Genomic DNA, 21,001 nt, shown 5'->3' with positions numbered 1-21,001 from the left:
CGGCTTGGTCGCACGAACCTTTCTAGCGCGAGCCTCCCCGTGCCATCACCTTCCGAACGTCTTGAACAAAACCCCGGTTCGCCTTTCTCCGCCAGCACGCTGGTGTTTCAAAGGCCGCAACGTTAAATTGCCGTTTGGCGAAAATTTCCTGAGCAAGCTCGGTACGCGTTCTTTCGTCCTGCGTGATGCCGGCAATTCTCTCGAACCATTCCTGAAGGAAATCCATAATCCGTCTCTCCGCTGAAAGAGTGCATCGAATCAAGTAACAGTCCGGCAAAGAATAACCGAATGCTGTACAAACGTACAGTATTCGTTGTTTTGGAAGAGACGAGCCGGCTATCGACTTTCGTCCTTGCCGTGACCAACGAATTTGCCGTTAGCCGCTTTACCATTGCTTGTTATAACCACATCGATACAAGAACCCACTGGCGCACATGAATAAACTGACCGAAGAGCTGACCCGGCTCTATTTCCTTCCTGAGCAACAAGGCCTCTGCCTCAAGCAGAGTATTGAAGAGTCGCCCATCGCCGCCCTGACGGTTCCAATTTCCCCGAGCATCGTTGCTGAGAACATGGCGGGAGAAAAAGCCGTCGTACTTGACCTGGTCAGTGCGCGTGGCACGGTAAAAACCATGGTCGTGAGTTTTGAGAAGGCGACCGATTGGAAGCATGTGGCGAGGTTTTATCAAGCGATACAGGAGAATCTGGAGCTTCCAGCCCCTGCCGTCTCGGTTTCCTGCGGGAAGGGATATCAAGTCTGGTTGTCGCTTGCGGAACCCATAGCTGTGGCGGAAGCATGGAGTTTTCAGGAGTCGCTGCGGCGCCACTATTTTGCCGATCTTCCAGAGGCCAATCTCAAGTTCTATCCCGGCGTCGAGGCGTCCTCGCGCCTGTTGCAACTGGCCCCCGCCCGTCATCCGGAAAACGGCAAATGGTCTGCCTTCATCGACCCGACCCTGGGAGATATGTTTATCGACGAGCCATGGCTGGAAATGGCTCCGAATTTCGACAAGCAGGCCGCCATTTTGGCCGACCTGGAAAGCATCAGAAGCGATGATTTCCGACGGGCGCTGGATTTTCTCCAACCGGTGGCAGAAGCAGGGAGTTCGCTCTCGGAGGAAACGGCAATATCGCACGGCGGGGAGCTCACACGGCCAGCGGTCACCGCCAGTGCCTCCTGCTCGACGCTGAATGTAGGGAGCAATTTTAGTGATCCGAAGAGCTTCCTGATGGCCGTCATGAATGATCCATCCGCTGACGCCGATAACCGAATCAAGGCCGCAAAAGCCCTGTTGCCCTACTTCGAAGCCAAACCAGAACCCAGCAGGTGATCGCCGTTGATCAACCCGGCGATGGGTCGTCAACAAGACATTAAAATTCCCTCTTTGGATTTACGGAGAAATCGAATGGCCTCAACGCCAAATCCTGCCGTCTGGGAAACGGTCAGCCAAAACATTACCGCGCGTCATTCGGTACGCGGATATTTGCCAACGCCGGTTGAAAATAGCGTCCTCGAAGAGATTCTGCGCATTGCCTCCCGTTCGCCGTCGGGAACCAACACCCAGCCGTGGCACGTGCACATCGTCACGGGAGCCAGCCGCGACAGAGTCATTCGCAACGTTTGCGCCGCCTTCGACAGCACCCCCCATCGCTGTGATGAAACAATTTACCGTCATCTCGACGAAGAGCCGTACCGCTCTCGCAAGCGCAGTCTCGGCAAAGCCTTGTATGGTCTGATGGGTATTCACAAGGGAGAAACAGAGAAGATGCTGGCACAGCAACGGCGCAACTTTGAATTCTTCGGTGCGCCGGTGGGGCTCTTTGTCACCATAGATAAAGCACTGGGCTACGGGAGCTGGCTCGATACCGGCATGTTCATGCAATCCTTGATGCTTGCCGCCAAAGCGCGCGGATTGGACACCTGTTCCCAAGGCTTCTGGGTCAATTTCGAGTCGGTGGTAGCCAGGGTTGTTGGCTGGCCCGAGAGCGAGCGATTGGTCAGCGGCATTGCGCTCGGTTATGCCGACGACTCGTTCCCCGAGAACGCGCTGTCCAGCGAGCGCGTGGTACTCGAAGAATTTGCGATTTTCCACGAATAAACGGTGTCTGGAAATTGAAGCTACTCGTCTAAACGGCCATTAAAGCGAGAACAAAAGACTTGCTTTTTCATTGAGGTGCCCCAAAACACGTGGTTTGACATTGAAGCCTCGGATCGAAAGAAAACCTGCGCCGTCAACCACAAAAATCAGTCATGAGTAGTTGACTTATGCACAAAAATTATCAGTAGCCATTTGATGGTGTTTTTTTTGGAAAAAGCTTCGGCATCTTTCCTTTTGAGTCATTGATTCTTATAAATCAATGAGTTAGATCGTCGCTCAATTTGTGGGCAGAGTAAGGAGAATCCTTGGCTGGCTTGAACTTAGCCCGCTTCTTTACACATTACCCACAAAGTTATCCACAGCTTTTGTGGGTAACCGAAAAAGCCTATTGCCGGCATAGGTTTACGTTGAAATCTTCAGATTGAATGCCGGTTTGTCGATCCCGCGCTAAACTCTTCTTTTGATGTTCCCTGCCCCATTGCACGCTTTGTGATGAACACCCCCAATCCGCTTCCACGTCGTCCGCGCGGGCGCCCGGCCAATAACGGTCAAAACTACGCGGACACCCGTCTACTCCTGATCCGGCGGGGAATCGAAGTGCTGACCGAACGCGGCGTCAATGCAACCACGCTTGATGAAATCCTGAAGTCGGTCGGGGTGCCGAAGGGGTCGTTCTATCACTACTTTCCGAGCAAGGACGCTTTCATCTTCGAGACACTCGACGCCTACGCCGCTTATATGCGGAACAAGCTCGACCGGCATTTTCGCAACGAAGCGTTGCGGCCGCTTGATCGCATCCGGTCGTTTGTCGATAACGCCTGCGAAGGCGTGGAACGCTTCAATTTCGCCCGCGGCTGCCTCGTTGGCAACCTCGGGCAAGAGGTCAGCTCGCTCAATCTGGGCATTCGGCAGCGGCTCGAAGAAATCCTTCGAACGTGGGAAGCGAGTCTCTCGGATTGTCTTCAATCCGCGGTGGATGCGGGCGAATTGCCGGAAGAAACCGACTGTCCGGCGATGGCGCATGCGTTCTGGATCGGCTGGGAGGGTTCTGTCCTGCGCGCCCGGCTGATGGGGGCGACAGAGCCAATGCAGGCGTTCCTGGGGCTTTTCATGGCGGCGATTCGCTGATATTTTTCGTTATTTCTAGACGACCGGTCTAAATAATCACAACGAGAGGAAGAAAAAGATGTTTCGAGGAATTCTGATCAACAAAGACGAGTCGGGCTACCGCGCCAATCTGCAGTCGATTGACGAGACCGTATTGCCGGAAGGCGATGTCACCGTGCAGGTGGCGTGGTCGACGCTCAACTACAAGGATGCGTTGGCGATCACCGGAAAATCGCCGGTGGTTCGGCGTTTTCCGATGATTCCCGGCATCGACCTCGTCGGAACCGTGACCGAATCGCGCCATCCGCGCTGGCAAGCAGGTGATCAAGTCGTGCTGAATGGCTGGGGTGTCGGGGAAACACACTGTGGCGGGCTGGCCGAACTGGCGCGGCTGAACGGCGACTGGCTGGTGCGGCTGCCCGCTGGATTTACGCCACGCCAGTCGATGGCCATCGGCACGGCCGGCTATACCGCCATGCTGTGCGTGCTGGCGCTGGAAAAGCACGGCGTGAAGCCGGGCGATGGCGAAATTCTCGTCACCGGCGCGGCTGGCGGCGTTGGCAGTGTGGCGGTCGCCCTCCTCGCCAAGCTCGGCTATACCGTTGTGGCCTCAACCGGAAGGCCGACCGAATCGACTTATCTGACCAACCTTGGCGCGCACGCAATCATCGATCGCGCCGAGCTGGCTACTCCGGGGCGTGCCCTTGGCAAGGAACGCTGGGCCGGCGTCATCGACACCGTCGGCAGTCATACGCTGGCCAACGCCTGCGCGACGACGCGCTACAGCGGCGTGGTAGCCGCGTGTGGATTGGCTGGCGGCATGGATTTTCCGTCCACCGTCGCCCCGTTCATCCTGCGTGGCGTGACGCTGTGCGGCATCGACAGCGTGATGGCTCCGCTCGCCGTGCGCGAGGAAGCCTGGAAACGCCTTGAGCGCGATCTCGATCCGGCCAAACTCGACGTCATGACTACGGAAATCGGTCTGGCCGATGCGCTCGATCAGGCGCAAAAATTCCTCGACGGCCAGGTGCGTGGGCGCCTGGTCGTTCGCGTCGGCGCGGCCTGAATTTGACAGAAATCAGCGCCATAGGGAAAATCCGCGCTCCATTTGGTTCGAAAACGGAACACGGTGCAAATCCGTGGCGGGCCCGCCGCTGTATCCGGGGACGAACGCTGCAAGGTTGAGACAACCAGCCACTGACGGAGCCCACTCCGTTGGGAAGGCGCGGCGGTTCGGCTGATCCGGTAGCCAGAAGACGTGTCGAACCGAAGCGGAGCTTTGGCAAGGGCTCCGGCTGACCGCATGCGCAAGCGTGCCGTCAGCCGGAGCCCTTTTTGTTTTTTCTGTTTCCCGAGGAAAGGATTCCACCATGTTCCGAGCCACGCTTGCCCAGACCGCCCCCGACAATTTGCTGATCGCCGGAGATATTGGCCAACCATCGACTGGCTACGCCGCCGCCCCGAAATTTTCCATCAAAGCCGTCAGCGACTCGCTCGACGGCGCGCTTCAGGACAAGATCGACAACAAGACAAAGCCGCTCGGTTCGCTCGGGCTTCTGGAGAAAATTGCGTTCAAGGTCGGGCGAATCCAGAACACGCTCTCCCCGATCTTCACCAATCCCCACATGCTGATCTTCGCCGGCGACCATGGCGCGGCCAAGGCGGGGATTTCGGCTTACCCGCAGGACGTCAGCTGGCAGATGGTGGAAAACTATCTGCAAGGCGGCGCGGGCGCCAATGTTTTCTCGCGCCTGAACGGTTTGAAGATGGTCGTTGTCGATGCCGGCGTTGCGCACGATTTCGGCGAACGCGAAGGGCTGATCAACGCCAAGATTTCGCCGACCGGTACGCGCAACTATCTCGTCGAACCCGCCATGACGCGGGCGCAGTGCGAACTGGCATTGGCGCATGGCGCCGACTTTGCCCGCGACGCCATCGCCCAAGGCTGCAACATTCTCGGACTCGGCGAAAAAGGTATCGGCAACACGGGATCGGCATCGCTGATTACGCATCTGCTGACCGGCGCGCCGCTCGTCGAATGCGTCGGGCGCGGCACGGGCATCGACGACGCCGGCCTGGCCCACAAGCGTGCCCTGATGCAGCAGGCGATCGATCGCGCCAACTTGCCCGCCAACGCCGATGTGATGACCGTCCTGACCGAATTCGGCGGTTTCGAGATCGTCATGATGACCGGCGCCTATCTGGCGGCGGCCGAGGCCGGTATCACCATCATGGCCGATGGCGTGATCGCTACCTCGGCTCTGCTGGCCGCTGCGCGCATCGAACCGAACGTGCTCGACTACGTGATCTTCTGCCACAAGTCGGCCGAGGCCGGGCATATCGTGCAATTGAAGGCGCTCAACGCCGATCCGATTCTCGATATCGGCATGCGGCTTGGCGAAGGCACCGGCGCCATGGTCGCCTATCCGCTGCTCTGCGCGGCGATGGCCTTCATGAACGAAATGGCCAGCTTTGAATCGGCGGGGGTCAGCAAGAAGATCCGGTGACGGTATTGTGGTCAGGAAGGCGTTGATTACGGTAGATTTCGACTCTTCCGGCGTGCTGATTGACGCCTTCCAACCTTCTGGCAACACCGAAACTGGCAAAGGAATTCCGATTGAAAGTAGTGGTTCCCGTAAAGCGAGTGGTGGATTACCACATTCGCGTGCATGTAAAGAGCGACGGCAGCGGCGTGGAAACGGCTGGCCTCAAGATGTCGATGAACCCGTTCGATGAAATCGCCGTCGAAGCCGCCGTGAGCCTCAAGGAAGCCGGAATCGTCAGCGAAGTCGTGGTCGTTTCGGCCGGGGTCGCCGCCTGTCAGGACACGCTGCGTACCGCGCTCGCCATGGGGGGCGACCGGGCGATCCTGATCGAAATCTCCGCGGATGCCGAGAAGAATCTGCAACCGCTCGCCGTCGCCAAGCTCCTGCGCGCCGTCTGTGACCGCGAAGCGCCGCAACTCGTCCTGTGCGGCAAGCAAGCCATCGACGACGATGCCCACCAGACCGGCCAGATGCTCGCCGCCCGCCTCGACTGGCCGCAGGCGACGGCCGTCTCGGCGATCGAAGCGGCACCGGGGCTGCTTACCCTTACCCGCGAAATCGACGGCGGCCTCGAACGTCTGCGGGTCGATCTGCCGGCCGTCGTCACCGTCGACCTGCGGCTCAACGAACCGCGCTACGTCACGCTGCCCAACCTGATGAAAGCTCGGAAGAAACCCATTGAGACGCTGACGCCGGAATCACTCGGCGTCGATATCGCGCCGCGCCTGCACATCCTCAAGGTCAGCGAGCCAGCGCCACGCGCGCGGGGAGAAATTCTCGCCAGCGTCGGCGAACTGGTCGCCCGCTTGAAGGAAAAAGGAGTTTTCGCATGAACCTGCTCGTTCTGGCCGAACATCACGCGGACGCACTGACACCGGCCACCCTCAGCGCGCTGGCCGCCGCTCGCCGACTGGGCGGCGATATTCATCTCCTGATTGTCGGCACGGACTGCCGACGCATCGCCGAATCAGCCACGCGTCTCGCCGGCGTTTCTCGCGTTCTCGTCGGCGATGCCACGCATCTCGCCACGCCGACGGCCGAAGACCTGACGGCGGTTATCCTCTCCGTGCTCGCCCGCAACGCCTATAGCCATGTGCTGGCGCCGGCTACGTCGACCGGAAAAAGCGCCCTCCCCCGCGTCGCCGCCAAACTCGATGTCGCGCCGGTATCGGACGTCGTCGAAATCGTTGATGCGGAGACTTTCGTGCACCCGATCTACGCCGGCAATGCGTTGGCGACGGTGCGCTCGACCGACCCGATCAAGGTCATCACCGTGCGGCCGACGGCATTTGCCGGAACGCTCAGTGAAACCAGCGCTGCTCCAGCGAGTCTTGAGACGATTTCCGTTCCTCCGGCCGATACGCGCAGCCGTGTCACTGGACGCGACCTTACCGCTTCGGCCCGGCCGGAACTGGCGTCCGCGAAGACGGTAGTCGCCGGCGGGCGCGGTCTGGGCAGCAAGGAGAATTTCGAGCGCTTGCTCGTTCCCCTCGCCGACAAGCTTGGCGCAGCAATTGGCGCGAGCCGTGCCGCTGTCGATGGCGGTTTTGTCCCGAACGACTTGCAGATCGGCCAGACGGGCCAGATCGTCGCGCCGCAGTTGTATATCGCCGCCGGCATTTCCGGCGCCATTCAGCACGTCGCCGGCATGAAGGACAGTCGCGTCATCGTCGCCATCAACAAGGATCCCGAAGCGCCGATCTTTCAGGTCGCGGATTTCGGGCTCGTGGGCGACGTGTCGCAGCTACTGCCGGAGTTGACGGAAAAAGCAGGTTGAACGGCCCGATTGGTGCAAGGCTGCCTGTTTTTTCAGCAGTCTTGCAAAAGCCTTTTCGTAGAGTGGGTTAGCCCACCTTTCCAGCGTTTATCCACAGACTTGCTGGCAGATATTGTGTGTAGTCCACCGGGGTTGTTCACATTGTCGCGTAATTAGGCCCCTCGCCGCCCTGCGGCGGTACCCAGACGATGTTCTGCGTCGGGTCCTTGATGTCGCAGGTCTTGCAGTGGACGCAGTTGGCGGCGTTGATCTGTAATCTGGGCTCGTCGTTCTCATCGCGCACGATCTCATACACGCCGGCCGGGCAGTAGCGCTGCTCGGGGGCATCGTATCGCGCCAGATTAACCGTGATCGGCACCGAAGCATCTTTCAGCTTCAAGTGACACGGCTGGTTTTCCTCGTGGTGGGTGTTCGAGAGATAGACCGACGAGAGGCGGTCGAAGGTGATGGCGCCATCCGGTTTCGGATAATCGATCGGCTGGCAAGCGGCGGCCGGCTTCAGTTTCAGGTGATCCGGCACCGCATGGCGCAGCGTCCACGGTGCCTTGCCGTTGAATAGCCACTGCTCGATACCGAACATCAGGCCGCCTAGTCGTAACCCTCTGCTCAGCCACGGCTTGAAGTTGCGCGCGCGGTAGAGCTCGTCGTAAAGCGCGCTTTGCCGGAATGCGGCCGGGTAAGCTGCTAACTCGTCGCGTTGCCGGCCGGCTTCGAGCGCCGCAAAGCACGCGTCGGCGGCCAGTTTCCCGGACTCGATGGCACCGTGCGAGCCCTTGGTGCGGGCGGCGTTGAGGAAACCGGCGTCGTCACCGACCAACGTGCCGCCAGGGAATGTCAGCCTGGGCAGGGATTGCAGGCCGCCCGCCGTGATCGAGCGCGCGCCGTAGGCGATCCGCAGGCCGCCTTCGAGGAAGCCCCGGATAGCTGGATGCGTCTTGAAGCGCTGGAATTCTTCGAAGGGCGAAAGATACGGATCGCTGTAGCCAAGCCCGGTGACGAAGCCAACGGCGATCTGATTGTCCGCCATGTGGTAGAGGAAGCCGCCGCCGTAGGTGGCGTTGTCGAGCGGCCAGCCGGCGGTGTGAAGGACGAGCCCCGGTTGGTGCTTTTCCGGGGAAATTTCCCAGATTTCCTTGATGCCAAGGCCGTAGACTTGCGGATCGGCGTTTTCACGGAGTCCGAAACGTTCTTCGATTTGCTTGCCGAGATGGCCGCGCGAGCCTTCGGCAAACAGGGTGTAACGGGCGTGCAATTCCATTCCCGCCTGGAAGGCCGGCCCCGGCTGGCCGGCCTTGTCCAGTCCCATGTCGCCGGTCACGACGCCCTTGACTGCGCCATCCTCGTCATAGAGCACGTCGGCTCCGGCGAATCCCGGGTAAATCTCGACGCCAAGCGCTTCGGCCTGTGACTCGAGCCAGCGGCAGAGATTGGCGAGGCTCAGGACGACATTGCCCTCGTTATGGAAACAACCGGGCAACAACGCATGGGGAATTTCGAAACTCTGCCGTTCGCCAAGGATCAGGAAGCGTTCGTTGGAGACCGGAACAATGCCTGGCGCCGCTTGGCGCCAATCGGGCAGTAACGCATCGAGTGCACGCGGGTCCATCACCGTGCCGGAGAGAATGTGACCGCCGATTTCCGCGCTTTTTTCAATCAGGCAGACGCTGATTTCCTTGCCTGCCAAGCCGGCCAGTTGTTTTAGCCGGATCGCCGCCGACAGCCCGGCCGGGCCGCCGCCAACAATCACCACGTCGTAGTCCATCGATTCGCGTTCTGTCGTCATTTGAGGTGCGGAAAGTAGTGGGTCAAATAGCCGCACGGGCATGATTTGGGGAAACTATTGTAAGCCGCTGCGGAATCTCTTTTCAGTTGACCGGCCAATTGCATCGGGCCTGCCTAGTCATTCTTATCGAACCAGACCATATCAATCGGACGCTTTGATCAACCTGTCGGCATAAAGCATGGTTGGGCTGTTGTCGGCCAGAAGCGGCCGGTCGCCTCGCCATAGCGCAAGTCATTCGTACGACCGCTCTGCCCAAAATCCTGCCGGATGCCTTATGCGAACTGTTCGGCCAAAGCCGACCTTGGGTCTCGTGCCAAACTCGGGCAGCAACGCCCCGGTTAACCTCGGTTCTTTCACGCTAAAGTCTTTGGCCATCCTTACAATTTCAGGTACCTGTATTTCTGTCTGCATGAAAGATCTAGGTGGTTGAGATTTATTTAGAAGGGGTGTCAGCTGCCCTTTCAAACGTCCTGCTAAAATTATCTCTTCATCTAGAGGAAAATTACTACGCGCGGTGTTAGGCCGAAGCGATCAGCAATGGTGGCTCCGAGTGTTCTGCCATCGGCCGGATTGATCCAAAGCCCACATTTCAAGGCGTCAGCGTCATGTCGGTTTGGTGGTCAGAACTGCCGTTATGGTCGAAAGGTTCACCCCTCCCCGAACAGTTGACCGCCGCCAGCCCTGTCTGAAGGCGCAACGTCTTCAAAAATTACATAGATGTGTTTCGGGTCGGTTCCAGTGTTGCGAACGATGCTATCGGTAATTTCGGCTGCAACGACTTCCAACGCCCTTTAGAACCAAGGAGAACTTTTTTGTCATCTGTGATCAAGGGCCCGAAGGATTTCTGGAAGGGCGTCGCTTATCTTAGCTTTGGTGCGATCGCGTACTGGATAGCCCGTGATTATTCGTTCGGGTCGGCGAGTCGCATGGGCGCCGGTTATTTTCCGACCATGTTGTCGGGACTGCTAATGCTTCTCGGCTTGCTCGCAGTACTTCGCGGCGTGACTCGGCCAGGCGTGCCGCTCGGTGCCTTTGCCTGGAAGCCGGCGCTGGTCATCACCGCATCGACGCTGGCGTTCGGCGTACTGCTCACGCGCGCCGGGCTGATCGTCGCGCTGCTCGTGCTGATCATGGGCAGCGCGCCGGCGAGTTCGAGGTTCCGTTTCGAATGGCAGGTCGTGTTCATGGCGCTCGGATTGATCGTCTTCTGCGTCCTTGTCTTCGTCACGGGGCTGGGGCTGCCGATGCCCCTACTCGGTTCGTGGTTCGGCGGCTAATGATAAAACGACATGGACGCCAACCTCTTTGCCAACCTTTGGCTGGGACTGCAAACCGCCGGCAGCTTCATCAACCTCTTCTATTGCCTTACCGGCGTCATTCTCGGCACGGCGATTGGCGTCCTGCCTGGCCTCGGCCCCGTCGCGACGATCGCCATGTTGCTGCCGATCACCTTTGGCCTGCCGCCGGTGTCATCCCTGATCATGCTCGCTGGCATTTTCTACGGCGCGCAGTACGGCGGATCGACGACGGCGATCCTGATCAATCTGCCCGGTGAATCGTCGTCGGTCGTGACTGCGCTCGACGGCCACGAAATGGCCAAGAACGGCCGCGCTGGCAAGGCTCTAGTGACGGCTGCGCTGGCGTCGTTTTTTGCCGGCACGGTGACGACTATCATGATCGCGTTGTTCTCGCCTCCGCTCGCAGAAATCGCGCTCAAATTCGGATCCGCCGAGTATTTCTCGCTGATGGTCCTCGGCCTCGTAGCTTCGATGGCTCTGGCCCGCGGCTCGCTAATTCACGCGCTCGGCATGATTGTCCTCGGCCTGCTGCTCGGCATTGTCGGCACCGACGTCAATTCCGGCGTCGCTCGCTACAGCTTCGATATTCCCGAATTAATCGACGGCATCAACTTCGTTGTCGTCGCGATGGGTGTCTTTGGTCTTGGCGAAATCATCAGCAACCTGCAGAACGAAACCGAGCGCAGCCTGCTGGTCAAGAAGGTCACCGGCTTAATGCTCAACAAGGAGGATTTCAAAGCGATCGCCGCGCCGGTGTTGCGCGGGACGATGCTCGGGTCGATTCTGGGCATTCTGCCCGGCGGCGGTGCCATGCTCTCGTCGTTTGCCGCCTACGCCCTGGAAAAAAAGGTATCGAAAAACTCGGCCAATTTCGGCAAGGGTGCGATCGAAGGCGTCGCCGCGCCGGAGGCGGCCAACAACGCCGGTGCGCAAGCGTCGTTCATTCCGATGCTGACACTCGGCATTCCGTCGAACCCGGTCATGGCCTTGATGATCGGTGCGATGATCATCCAGGGAATCCAGCCCGGCCCGTCGGTGATGGTCGAGCAACCTGCGCTGTTCTGGGGACTCGTGGCGTCGATGTGGATTGGCAACGTGATGCTGGTGATTCTCAACCTGCCGCTGATCGGGCTCTGGGTGAAGATGATTTCAGTGCCCTACCACCTGCTTTTCCCGGTGATCCTGGTGTTCTGCTGCATCGGCGCTTTCAGTCTGGCCAACACGTCGTTCGACGTTTACTTCATGGCGCTCTTCGGACTCGCCGGCTACCTCTTCCGCAAGCTCGAATGCGAGCCGGCGCCGATGCTGCTAGGCTTCATTCTTGGCCCGATGATGGAAGAATTCCTGCGCCGCGCGCTGCTGTTATCGAAGGGAAACCCGATGGTGCTGATCGCACGGCCGATCAGCGCCACGATGCTGACGCTTGCCGCGCTGATCATGGTGACGCTGATGCTGCCGGCGCTGCGCAAGAAACGCGAAGAGGTCTTCGTCGAGGACGATTGACTTTCCGCCGCAAGGACATTTATAAACCTTAAGACCTCGCAACTCGTTTCCTCCTTCGTGAGGTTTCGGCCCGCTGATTGGCGATCAGCCAGATGACCGCCGTTGAGTGCGAAGTTCATTTTCTCGGATGCGCTCAACTTGGAAAGCCGCTAATTTCGCGTGGAGTCCAGCGGCTTTTTCAGTCCACCCGACGCCATCTCTCCGGACGGCGCTCGAGTCTTCTGGGGGCCAGTTGGCCGACCAGCTCCTGCCGCCGCCGCGAACCAGACTCGCACGTGCCAGTGTCGCCAACCACTGGGCGTCGCCTACGTCCATCTTGCGCCCCGGCACATTCTTGACGTATCAGGCGTTGGCTACTTTCGCACGAACATCCACCGTCTCAAGCGCTGCATACGGACTCTTCCAGTAAATGCCAGTGCTTTCCATCACGACTTCGTCCGGATGAAGCGATGCAACCCATACCGCCAGTTCCCGACGATCTCGCTCGAACGCACCGAGCTGCCGTTGCTCGATACGCATGCTGCTATCAGGCTCCTCGATTAGCGCACAAGCCGTGATCTTCGCCTGATGACTGTCGTGCCCAATAACACGCTTATACAACGCCACCAGTTCCATACCGCCTCCTGTCGATTTACACTCAAAGGTGGAATATGGCAGGTGCCGAAACTGAATGTGGCTGAAGGCGACAAGTCGCCTTCAGCCTATTTAGCGTGCGCTTTCTATGGAAGCAATCCCGGATGGGAGTCAGTCCGGCGGATCACGTTAGGTGCAGGATCAAGCCGACAAAAAATATCACGACCGCTACTCGATCCCTGCCACCCCGAAGTCTTTTTCATCTTCAGGGGTGGCGCCAAGTACGATGATCGTTAGGGAAGCTGCTGGAACCCCGTTTGTTTCACTTGCATCTGCGCGCGATTTCGGTACTCGGCGGGGTCGTCTACGCCGCCGACTCCTGGCTTAAGGATGAAGCCTTCGGCAACAAGCTGATCGACGGCGCGATTCACCGCATCAACGTATGCGGCCTTGCTCCCATACAGTTCCAGCAAGCTCTTGCGGGGATCGCCCACCTTCCGCGTCGCAGGCGTAGTCGGAAAAGCGAGTTGCGAGCTGTTCAGCCCGTTCTGTTGCCCCTCGACGAAGCCCTTCTTGCGTAGGTTGTACCCGGTGAACGTCGCCAGGGGTGCCGCGATATCCGGCATCTTGACTCCCGCCCGCTCGTTCCCCTGTGCGTCGGTCGTCGGTTGGGGCACCACGTAGTACCGGTCTCCTGGTACCGGCGGACTCACCGACTCGTCGTTGACACTCAGGGTGTTATACCCGCCGTTGTAGGGAAGCCCCGCTGCTGCCAGATCCGGTCGCCCAGTGCTCGCGGGATTCGGCGTAGCGACAGCCAGCGTTCCATCACTCACTGACGGATAGCGACTATCAAGAGGCTTCGCCGTTCCCTTAACCCAACCTTCGAGGTTCATGAACAGAGCGCGGTACATCGCAGTGCTAGACACCAGTGCCCAAGGGTTTGCAGACGGGTCGTCCTTTCCAACCGAACGGTCGACCGTATAGTCTGGCTGCAGGTCGGCCGCCTCAGTGGCGGGCAAAGGCGTGTGCTGGGTGCCTGGTGCATAGAAGAGCCGCACATTGTCGGGAACGGGGATCGCCTTACCGGCGCCGTCGGTTACCAGAAGGGATGTGCGCCCGCCGTTCGCCTCGATGGGGCTGTCGTACTGATAGACCTTCGGGCACGTACGCGTCTGTGTGCACTTCTTCAACAATCCATCAGATTTTCCTGTCAGTGGGTCCGTAATGGTGGCGTATGCGAATGGGAACTGGTCGCCAGGTGCGTAGTGCGTTTCTTGCTGCCGCGAGTAGTCGCCCGGTTTTGCCCAGCGATAGTTCGTGTACGTCTTGCGCGATCCGCCCACCAAGGTCAGCATCCCGTCAAACACGCTGCGTCCCTTCGCATCCTCGTTGAATCCTTGCCAGAGGAAGTCGCGCAGGTAACGCCCCGATTGCGAGATTCCGGTGGCTACGGCAATGGCCGGCCGGGTCACCAATGGGTTAACGTTCCCGCTAGCATCCTTCGTCTCGTAGCGGAGAAACGAAATGAGGTCACGGGTGGCGAGGAATCCGAGTCCTAGCACTTTCGGATCGACCGCGGTGTAGTCGAATAAGTAAATCGATCCGTTGTCGCTGCCGTCGTCGAGAGCTGCCGCGTACCGGGCATCGGCGCGCAGGCTCGCGCGGTCAATCTCCACATGCCCTAAACCGTTGGGGCCGGTATTACCCGCCTCGGCGGTGCCGGCACCCGGCACGTATTTCCACAGCTTTTCGTCCACCACGATGGGGGATGAGTTTGGCGTCTTACGGATGGTGAGCGTCGCGGGAGTGCCCGGCACGCGCTTGTAGTAGGTGCCGAGCAGGTTGGCCGTCGGACTGTCGGCGATGAACTCGTCCCGCACCTCGCCGGTGATCAGTGCATTGCCGTTCGCCACATCGCGCGCGACGGGCACGGTCATGCCGATAACCGGCCATTTGTTCTTATCCGTAATAGCGGCAGGCCTGTCGATCGAGAACTGCTGCGGACGGTCACCCTGCCAACCGGACAAGACGATGGTGTAGCCCTGATTCAGCAAGAAGGCGTTGCCCGCCCCCTTGCCCCGGACAACGCCCTTCGCCTCGCTCGGCATGACCGGCTTGACGGCGTTATAGATGTCCATCGTGTTGCTGTCCTGCAGCGCCGCCAGCGCAATGGTGCGCCCTCGATTGACGACCTCGTAGAGCAATGTGCCGTTGGCCTTGGCCGGATCGGTCGGCGTCAGAATCACAACATCAAACGAGTACTTTACCGTTCCCGTGCCGTCCGCCGCATTTCTCAGATCAACAATGGTGCGAGCGCAGGGGTCGTCCGCCTTCACGGTGCCCTTTGCCTCCGCAAGCATATAGGTGTAGGTGCCGACGTTGCCGAACTGGGTCCCGTTGTACGCAAGCCCGGTCGTCTTGACCACCAGCGAGTCAATTGCAGACTGCTTAATCGGGCAGGCCGCCGCTAATTCGGGAGGCGCGACCACGCTGTCAGTCTTGGATGTCGAGTCACGATCGGAATCGGAATCGGAACCGGAACCGCAGCCCGCCATTATGAGGACTGCCCCACACGCGAACGCCACCCGATATATCTGGGTTGCTCTCATACCGAACAAAATCTGCATCGCATCTCCTTGGTTTCACATGATTGACGCCAACCGGCACCCGAGACAGTAGGTTTCCGTTGAGTTGCAGTCAAACGTATCATTTTGGTGCAGGCATGAATATAATTAATGCATGAATCACCTCCCCTCCATTACGGCTTTGCGCTGCCTAGACGCCAGTGCGCGTCTAGGCAGTTTCACGCTTGCCGGGAAGGAGATGCACCTCACGCAGAGCGCAGTCAGTCATCATATTCTTACGCTCGAACGGGATCTCGGCATCGCGTTGTTCATCCGACGACGCGGCGGGCTGGAACTCACGCCACCCGGGCGGATGTACTGGGAAGAGACGCTTCACGCTCTGCTCCTCCTGCAGCGCGCGGGGCATCGGGTCAAGGGCGCCAGCCGCCAACACAGCACGGTTACGATCTCCGTGCCGCCATCGTTCGCCAATCTCTGGCTAATGCCAAAGATAGGCCTGTTCGTCCGTGACAACTGCGACATCACCCTCAATCTCATCAATCGTCAGGACTCGGGGGTGACGCGTTACGGGGAAGAGGACGCCAGCATTGAGCTGTCCGAAGGCAACGCTGCGGGATTCGTTTCCGTCCGACTGCTGTCGCTGGTCTATCATCTCTATGGATCGTCAGAATTGCTCGCGCGCCTTGGGGTGCCGCGGCCCTCGGCCGCGCGGGGCGAGCTCAAAGACGGCACGCTGATCGAACTGCTCCGATCGGCGCCGCTTATCCGCACGAGCATGAATGACGCGTGGCCGGAATGGCTGCGATTGTCCAAACTTGATGAATTCGTGCCGCCGGCGCGACTGACCGACGGTCCAGTGTACGCGCAGGCGTCTTTAGCCTTGCTTGCCGTGATTAATGGCACCGGCGTCGCCCTCTTGCCCCGGCATGCGGTGGAAAACCATCTTCACGGACGCACCGTCGTGAAACTAAGCCGGCTCGGTTGGCCTGCTACAAAGGCTTATTACCTGCAGTGGTCGGATAACATTCCGGTCACCCCAGCGCTTCGCCGCTTTGCCGAGTGGGCCGAGACAGTGGCCGAGTCGGAGGCGGAGCCGAGTGCGTGATGTGCGTCGCTTTCATTGCCCACTGGCCGTGGCCGCGTTCCATGGCGGGGCGTCCACCGCCGCGCCTGGACTGTGGGTGCTCGTGGCGACCGTGGCGGCCGGATCTCTCCTCGGCCCCGCCTGCACGCAAGCTGGAGCGGCTTACCCCGAACGACCGGTGCAACTCATCGCCCAGCAGCCGCCGGGAAGCCAGTCTGAGGCTATCAGTCGGATTTGGGCCGAATGCGCTACCCGAGAGCTAGGCAAGCCGGTGGTCGTGATCAGCAAGCCGGGAGCAAATGGGGTCGTGGCCGCGAATTACCTCAAAACACGACCAGCGGACGGATATACCCTTATGACTGCGGGCATGTCGCAGCTCACGATTACGCCCCACGTCTACCGGCATAAGACCTACGATCCGGTGAAGGATTTTGACGGAATCGCAGTACTGACTACTTCTCCGCTCCTTTTGGTGGCCGGCGTTTCGAGCGGCATCCGCGAGCTGCCTGGCATCATAGCCGTCGCTCGCAGAACGGCAGGCGGTGTCAACTATGGATCGCCCGGCATAGGAAGCCCCGCCCACCTGCTTACGGCGGCTGTTCTGCGGCAATTGCGCTCTGAAGGAATGCATGTACCGTACATCGGTGAGGCTGCAGGTGTCAGGGCGCTACTCGCCGGTGAGATCAGCATCATGACGCTCACGGCCGGCACCGCCGGCCCTCTAATCAAAGATGGTCGCGTGGTTCCGTTAGCCACCTACGCCGCGTCAAGGGACGAGGCAGCTGCAGACGTTCCAACCATCGTCGAAATGACGAGAAACAACGCGTTGGCGCTACCAGGTTGGTTGGCATTGGTCGCGAAGGCTGGTACGCCAGGGATGGTGACTGAGCGGCTTCGGGAAGTTACTGCGAAGTGCGCACGATCCGATCCACAATACCGAAGGCGGCTCGCACTGGTGAATGCCTCACCCGTCGACTCGGCATTGAGCGGGGTGTCGACGTGGCTGAACCGTTACACTAACCAATTCAAGCCACTGATCGAGCAACTTGAGATCACCGAGTAACAATTGATCCGGCCCAAATAAGTTTCTACGCGGCAAGGGCAGACGACTTGAGGCCGTATGTCCGCTGTACTTTGCTACCTGCCGCCCAATAGCAATTCCAGCGAAGGGCGGCAATGGGTCGCTCGGGCTGTAGCGGATAAAGAGAAGCAGACGTAGAGACCAACTTGCCGGGCTACGGCCGTTGACCGTCGGGTTACTGCCGTTGGCAGCGACCTACCCCAACGGCAGCAGTGGCCGACGACTTGCCGGTGATCAGTCATCACGAACGGCGGCTCTACTCAGACTCCGGCCATAGACGCTCCGTTATCGCATCCGGCAGCTGAGGGTCGGGAACAGCCGGTCAGACGGCCGCCATTGAGCGGTAAAGTCCCACAGGAATAGATGGTCAGGATGGTGCGATTTTGTAATCCGCCGTTGCTAATGGAAATCCCGGCTGCTCGTCGGCAATTGCCCGAGCAACGGCGTATGGTCGACCAGCCGCTTGGCAAGCAGGTGGACAACGCCGCCTTCGCGCTGCACGACGCCGAGGACGCCAAGCAGGCGGGCGCTGAGGAGTTCGCGCCGCTGCCGTTCGGCGAGCGCGGGTTGGACGATGACGTTGAGCAGCCCCGATTCGTCCTCCAGCGTCAGGAAGACCACCTGGGCGGTGCCCGGCCGCTGGCGGCAGGTGACGATGCCGGCGCAACGGGCCGGACGCTTGTCGGTATATTCGCCTAGCGCGGCAGTGGGCACGTAGCGCCGCTGTTCGAGCAGCGCCCGCAGCAGGCTCAAGGGGTGGCGGCCGAGCGTCAGGCCGAGCGTGGCGTAGTCGGCAACGAGATCGGCATCTTCGCTCGGTGCCGGTAACGGCAATTCCTCTTCGCGCACCGGCGCTTCGAGCAGCAGATCGCGCTGCACCGGCGCCCCGGCCACTGCCCACGCAGCCTGGCGGCGATGACCGGCAAGCGACTTCAGGGCGCCGCCGGCCGCCAGCGCGGCAAGATCGTCGCGGCCAACGTCGGCGCGCCGCGCCAGATCGGCCACATCGCGGAACGGCCGGGCGACGGCGATGCGCTTTCCAGCCCCCTCGCCCAGACCGGCGATCCGGTGCAGGCCGAGGCGCACGGTCGAGAGCCCATCGCCGGCGAGCGTTGTCTCCCAGTCACTGTGCTGCACGTCGGGCGGCCACACGTCGACGCCGTGCCGGCGCGCGTCCTGCACGAGTTGCGAGGCGGAATAGAAACCCATCGGCTGCGCGTTGAGCAAACCGGTAAGGAAAGCCGCCGGCTCGTGCCGCTTGAGCCACGAGGAAACATAGGTGAGCAGCGCGAAGCTGGCCGCATGCGATTCCGGAAAACCGTACTCGCCGAAGCCTTCGATCTGGCGGAAGATGGCTTCGGCGAACTCGCGTTCGTAACCGCGTTCGAGCATGCCGCCGATCAGCTTGTCGCGCAGATGGCCGACGCCGCCCTTGCGCTTCCACGCCGCCATCGAACGGCGCAGCTGGTCGGCTTCACCCGGCGTGAAACCGGCGGCGACGATCGCCAGCTGCATCACCTGTTCCTGAAAAATCGGCACACCGAGCGTGCGCTCGAGCACCGATTCGACGGCTGCCGACGGATAGCTAACCGGCTCGACGCCCTGCCGCCGGCGCAAGTAGGGATGCACCATGTCGCCCTGAATCGGCCCCGGCCGCACGATGGCCACTTCGATCACGAGGTCGTAAAAGCACTTCGGTTTCAGGCGCGGCAACATCGCCATCTGCGCGCGCGACTCGATCTGGAAGACACCGATGGTGTCGGCGCGGCCGATCATTTCGTACACCGCCGCGTCCTCGCGCGGGATGTCCTGCAGGCGGAACGGACGAGCGAGGCGCCGGGAAATGCCGTCGAACGCACGGCGGATCGCTGTCAGCATGCCGAGCGCGAGCACGTCGACCTTCATCAGACCGAGTGCGTCGATGTCGTCCTTGTCCCACTGGATGATGCTGCGCTCGGCCATCGCAGCGTTCTCGATCGGCACCAGACGATCAAGGCGGCCGCGGCTAATGACGAAGCCGCCGACGTGCTGCGACAGATGGCGCGGAAAACCGCGCAGTTGCTCGGCAAGAATCAGCCATTTCTCGACGCGCGGGCTGTGCGGATCGAGGCCGACTTCGGCGAAGCGCTCCGCCAGGTGTTCTCGCCGCTTTTCTCTCATTTCCCACCACGCCAGCGAGGACGTTAGCGCGTTGATGCGGTCGATGTCGATACCGAGCGCGCGGCCGGCATCGCGCAGCGCCGAGCGCGTGCGGTAGCTGATCACCGTCGCCGTCAGCGCGGCGCGGTCGCGGCCGTATTTCGCGTAGATGTACTGGATGACCTCCTCGCGCCGCTGGTGTTCGAAATCGACGTCGATGTCGGGCGGCTCGTTGCGCTCCTTCGAGATGAAGCGCTCGAACAGCAGATTCGATTGCGCCGGGTCGACCTCGGTCACGCCGAGCGCGTAGCACACCGCCGAGTTCGCCGCCGAGCCGCGCCCTTGGCAAAGAATGCTCCGCGAGCGCGCGAACTTGACGATGTCGTAGACGGTCAGGAAGTACGCTTCGTAGCGCATCTCGGCGATCAGTGCGAGTTCATAGTCGATCTGTTGCGCCACCTTGCCCGGGACGCCATGCGGGTAGCGCACGGCAAGGCCCTGCGTCACCTCGGCGCGCAGATAACCGGCCGGCGTCTGGCCCGGCGGCACGACTTCCTCGGGGTATTCGTAGCGCAGCTCATCGAGCGAAAACCGGCAGCGGTCGGCGATGCGCAGCGTCTCGGCGAGCAGTTCCGGCGGGTAGAGCTGCGCGAGACGCAGGCGCGGGCGCAAGTGTCGCTCGCCGTTGGCGAACAGCGTGTGGCCGGCCTCATCAACCGGCACGTTCAGGCGCAACGCGGTGAGCACGTCCTGCAACGGCCGCCGGCTGCGCACGTGCATGTTCACGTCGCCGGCCGCCACCAGCGGCAGCCCGGTCGCTGCCGACAGTACGCGCAAGGCGGCCAGCCGTTCGGCGTCATCCGGCGCCAGATGGCGCTCGAAGGCGATCCAGCCGCGCCCTGGAAACGTCTCCGCCAGCCAGCGGCCATCGTCGTTCGACGCTTCCGGCGGCGCGATCCACAGCGCCAGGCAGTCGGGAACGCCGCGCGCAAGATCGCCGCGCGTCAGCTGGTAACTGCCCTTCTCCGCGTGCCGCCGGCCGAGGCTGACGATTGCCGAGAGATTGCCGTAGCCGGCGCGGTTCTGCGCCAGCAGCACCAGTTTCAGTCCGTCGGCGAACACCAGTTCGGTACCGACGATCAGCTTCAGGCCAATGGCTTTGGCCGCCACATGCGCGCGCACGATGCCGGCGAACGAGCATTCGTCGGTGACTGCCAGCGCCGCGTAGCCAAGCGCCTGCGCTCGCTCGGCCAGTTCTTCCGCATGCGAAGCGCCGCGCAGGAAGCTGAAGTTCGAGAGGCAGTGCAGCTCGGCGTAGGAAGGGTGTCACCAGCGGTTGTAAATTGACACAGGCCAGCGATTGAAAGTTGATACACCGAACTGAGAAGATCGGCGGTTTTTGAGGCGCCGGTGATCACGAACG

General features: G+C 60.7%; 15 protein-coding genes, 2 pseudogenes and 1 riboswitch. Of the genes and pseudogenes, 11 read left to right on the top strand and 6 right to left on the bottom strand.

Annotated features, from left to right (window positions below):
* Positions 1–22: 22 nt before the first annotated feature.
* Positions 23–226, bottom strand: coding sequence for a hypothetical protein (locus GH659_RS08620; RefSeq protein WP_153110999.1), 204 nt, complete (start codon positions 224–226; stop codon positions 23–25).
* A 208-nt stretch (positions 227–434) separates the two neighbouring features.
* Here GH659_RS08620 and GH659_RS08615 point away from each other — a divergent pair, with 208 nt between their 5' ends.
* The 7 genes from GH659_RS08615 (at position 435) to GH659_RS08585 (ending at position 7,529) form a co-directional block, all read left to right on the top strand.
* Positions 435–1,331, top strand: coding sequence for a TOTE conflict system archaeo-eukaryotic primase domain-containing protein (locus GH659_RS08615; RefSeq protein ID WP_153110998.1), 897 nt, complete (start codon positions 435–437; stop codon positions 1,329–1,331).
* 6 nt (positions 1,332–1,337) lie between these two features.
* Positions 1,338–2,099 (top strand): nitroreductase, encoded by a 762-nt coding sequence (locus GH659_RS08610; RefSeq protein ID WP_211364167.1) that lies wholly within the window; start codon positions 1,338–1,340, stop codon positions 2,097–2,099.
* Positions 2,100–2,591: 492 nt separating this feature from the next.
* On the top strand, positions 2,592–3,227 hold the full coding sequence (gene acuR / locus GH659_RS08605) for an acrylate utilization transcriptional regulator AcuR (protein WP_153110997.1): 636 nt from the start codon (positions 2,592–2,594) through the stop codon (positions 3,225–3,227).
* Positions 3,228–3,285: 58 nt separating this feature from the next.
* Positions 3,286–4,272, top strand: a complete 987-nt coding sequence (acuI, locus tag GH659_RS08600; protein WP_153110996.1) for an acrylyl-CoA reductase (NADPH) — start codon at positions 3,286–3,288, stop codon at positions 4,270–4,272.
* Between the two features lie 26 nt (positions 4,273–4,298).
* Positions 4,299–4,487, top strand: a riboswitch (cobalamin riboswitch).
* 89 nt (positions 4,488–4,576) lie between these two features.
* On the top strand, positions 4,577–5,713 hold the full coding sequence (gene cobT / locus GH659_RS08595; RefSeq protein ID WP_153110995.1) for a nicotinate-nucleotide--dimethylbenzimidazole phosphoribosyltransferase: 1,137 nt from the start codon (positions 4,577–4,579) through the stop codon (positions 5,711–5,713).
* A 110-nt stretch (positions 5,714–5,823) separates the two neighbouring features.
* Entirely contained in the window at positions 5,824–6,585 is a 762-nt protein-coding gene (locus GH659_RS08590; RefSeq protein ID WP_153110994.1) for an electron transfer flavoprotein subunit beta/FixA family protein, read from the top strand.
* Positions 6,582–7,529, top strand: a complete 948-nt coding sequence (locus GH659_RS08585) for an electron transfer flavoprotein subunit alpha/FixB family protein (RefSeq protein WP_153110993.1) — start codon at positions 6,582–6,584, stop codon at positions 7,527–7,529. The genes GH659_RS08590 and GH659_RS08585 overlap by 4 nt, the downstream gene beginning before the upstream one ends.
* 136 nt (positions 7,530–7,665) lie before the next feature.
* Here the strand turns inward: GH659_RS08585 and GH659_RS08580 are convergent, their stop codons facing one another.
* Both GH659_RS08580 and GH659_RS15145 read right to left on the bottom strand, forming a co-directional pair.
* Complete coding sequence (locus GH659_RS08580; protein ID WP_246167785.1) at positions 7,666–9,312, bottom strand: electron transfer flavoprotein-ubiquinone oxidoreductase; 1,647 nt, start codon at positions 9,310–9,312, stop codon at positions 7,666–7,668.
* A gap of 647 nt (positions 9,313–9,959) precedes the next feature.
* Complete coding sequence (locus GH659_RS15145) at positions 9,960–10,097, bottom strand: tautomerase family protein (protein ID WP_153110992.1); 138 nt, start codon at positions 10,095–10,097, stop codon at positions 9,960–9,962.
* Positions 10,098–10,133: 36 nt separating this feature from the next.
* On the opposite strand from GH659_RS15145, the gene GH659_RS08570 reads away from it, so the two are divergent.
* The gene (locus GH659_RS08570) at positions 10,134–10,589 is read left to right on the top strand and encodes a tripartite tricarboxylate transporter TctB family protein (RefSeq protein WP_246167787.1); all 456 of its coding nucleotides are present in this window, start codon (positions 10,134–10,136) and stop codon (positions 10,587–10,589) included.
* Positions 10,590–10,601: 12 nt separating this feature from the next.
* Positions 10,602–12,113: a tripartite tricarboxylate transporter permease gene (locus tag GH659_RS08565; RefSeq protein ID WP_153110990.1), complete on the top strand. Its 1,512-nt coding sequence runs from the start codon at positions 10,602–10,604 to the stop codon at positions 12,111–12,113.
* Between the two features lie 255 nt (positions 12,114–12,368).
* Here the strand turns inward: GH659_RS08565 and GH659_RS08560 are convergent.
* Positions 12,369–12,728: pseudogene (locus GH659_RS08560) on the bottom strand (IS110 family transposase); the annotation flags it as partial.
* Between the two features lie 251 nt (positions 12,729–12,979).
* Positions 12,980–15,316 carry an alpha/beta hydrolase domain-containing protein gene (locus tag GH659_RS08555; RefSeq protein WP_153110989.1) on the bottom strand — a complete coding sequence of 779 codons (2,337 nt, stop codon included), beginning with the start codon at positions 15,314–15,316 and terminating at the stop codon, positions 12,980–12,982.
* Between the two features lie 112 nt (positions 15,317–15,428).
* On the opposite strand from GH659_RS08555, the gene GH659_RS08550 reads away from it, so the two are divergent.
* Both GH659_RS08550 and GH659_RS08545 read left to right on the top strand, forming a co-directional pair.
* Positions 15,429–16,379 (top strand): LysR family transcriptional regulator, encoded by a 951-nt coding sequence (locus GH659_RS08550; protein WP_153110988.1) that lies wholly within the window; start codon positions 15,429–15,431, stop codon positions 16,377–16,379.
* Positions 16,372–17,421 (top strand): Bug family tripartite tricarboxylate transporter substrate binding protein, encoded by a 1,050-nt coding sequence (locus GH659_RS08545; protein ID WP_170285851.1) that lies wholly within the window; start codon positions 16,372–16,374, stop codon positions 17,419–17,421. The genes GH659_RS08550 and GH659_RS08545 overlap by 8 nt, the downstream gene beginning before the upstream one ends.
* A 417-nt stretch (positions 17,422–17,838) precedes the next feature.
* Here GH659_RS08545 and GH659_RS08540 read toward each other — a convergent pair.
* Positions 17,839–20,901 (bottom strand): annotated as a pseudogene (locus GH659_RS08540) (error-prone DNA polymerase); the annotation flags it as partial.
* Positions 20,902–21,001 lie beyond the last annotated feature (100 nt).

This window comes from Propionivibrio limicola, from assembly GCF_009469695.1.
GTDB lineage: Bacteria > Pseudomonadota > Gammaproteobacteria > Burkholderiales > Rhodocyclaceae > Propionivibrio > Propionivibrio limicola.
The sequence above is the reverse complement of the archived record's forward strand: the minus strand, read 5'-3'. Positions and strand labels throughout refer to the sequence as shown.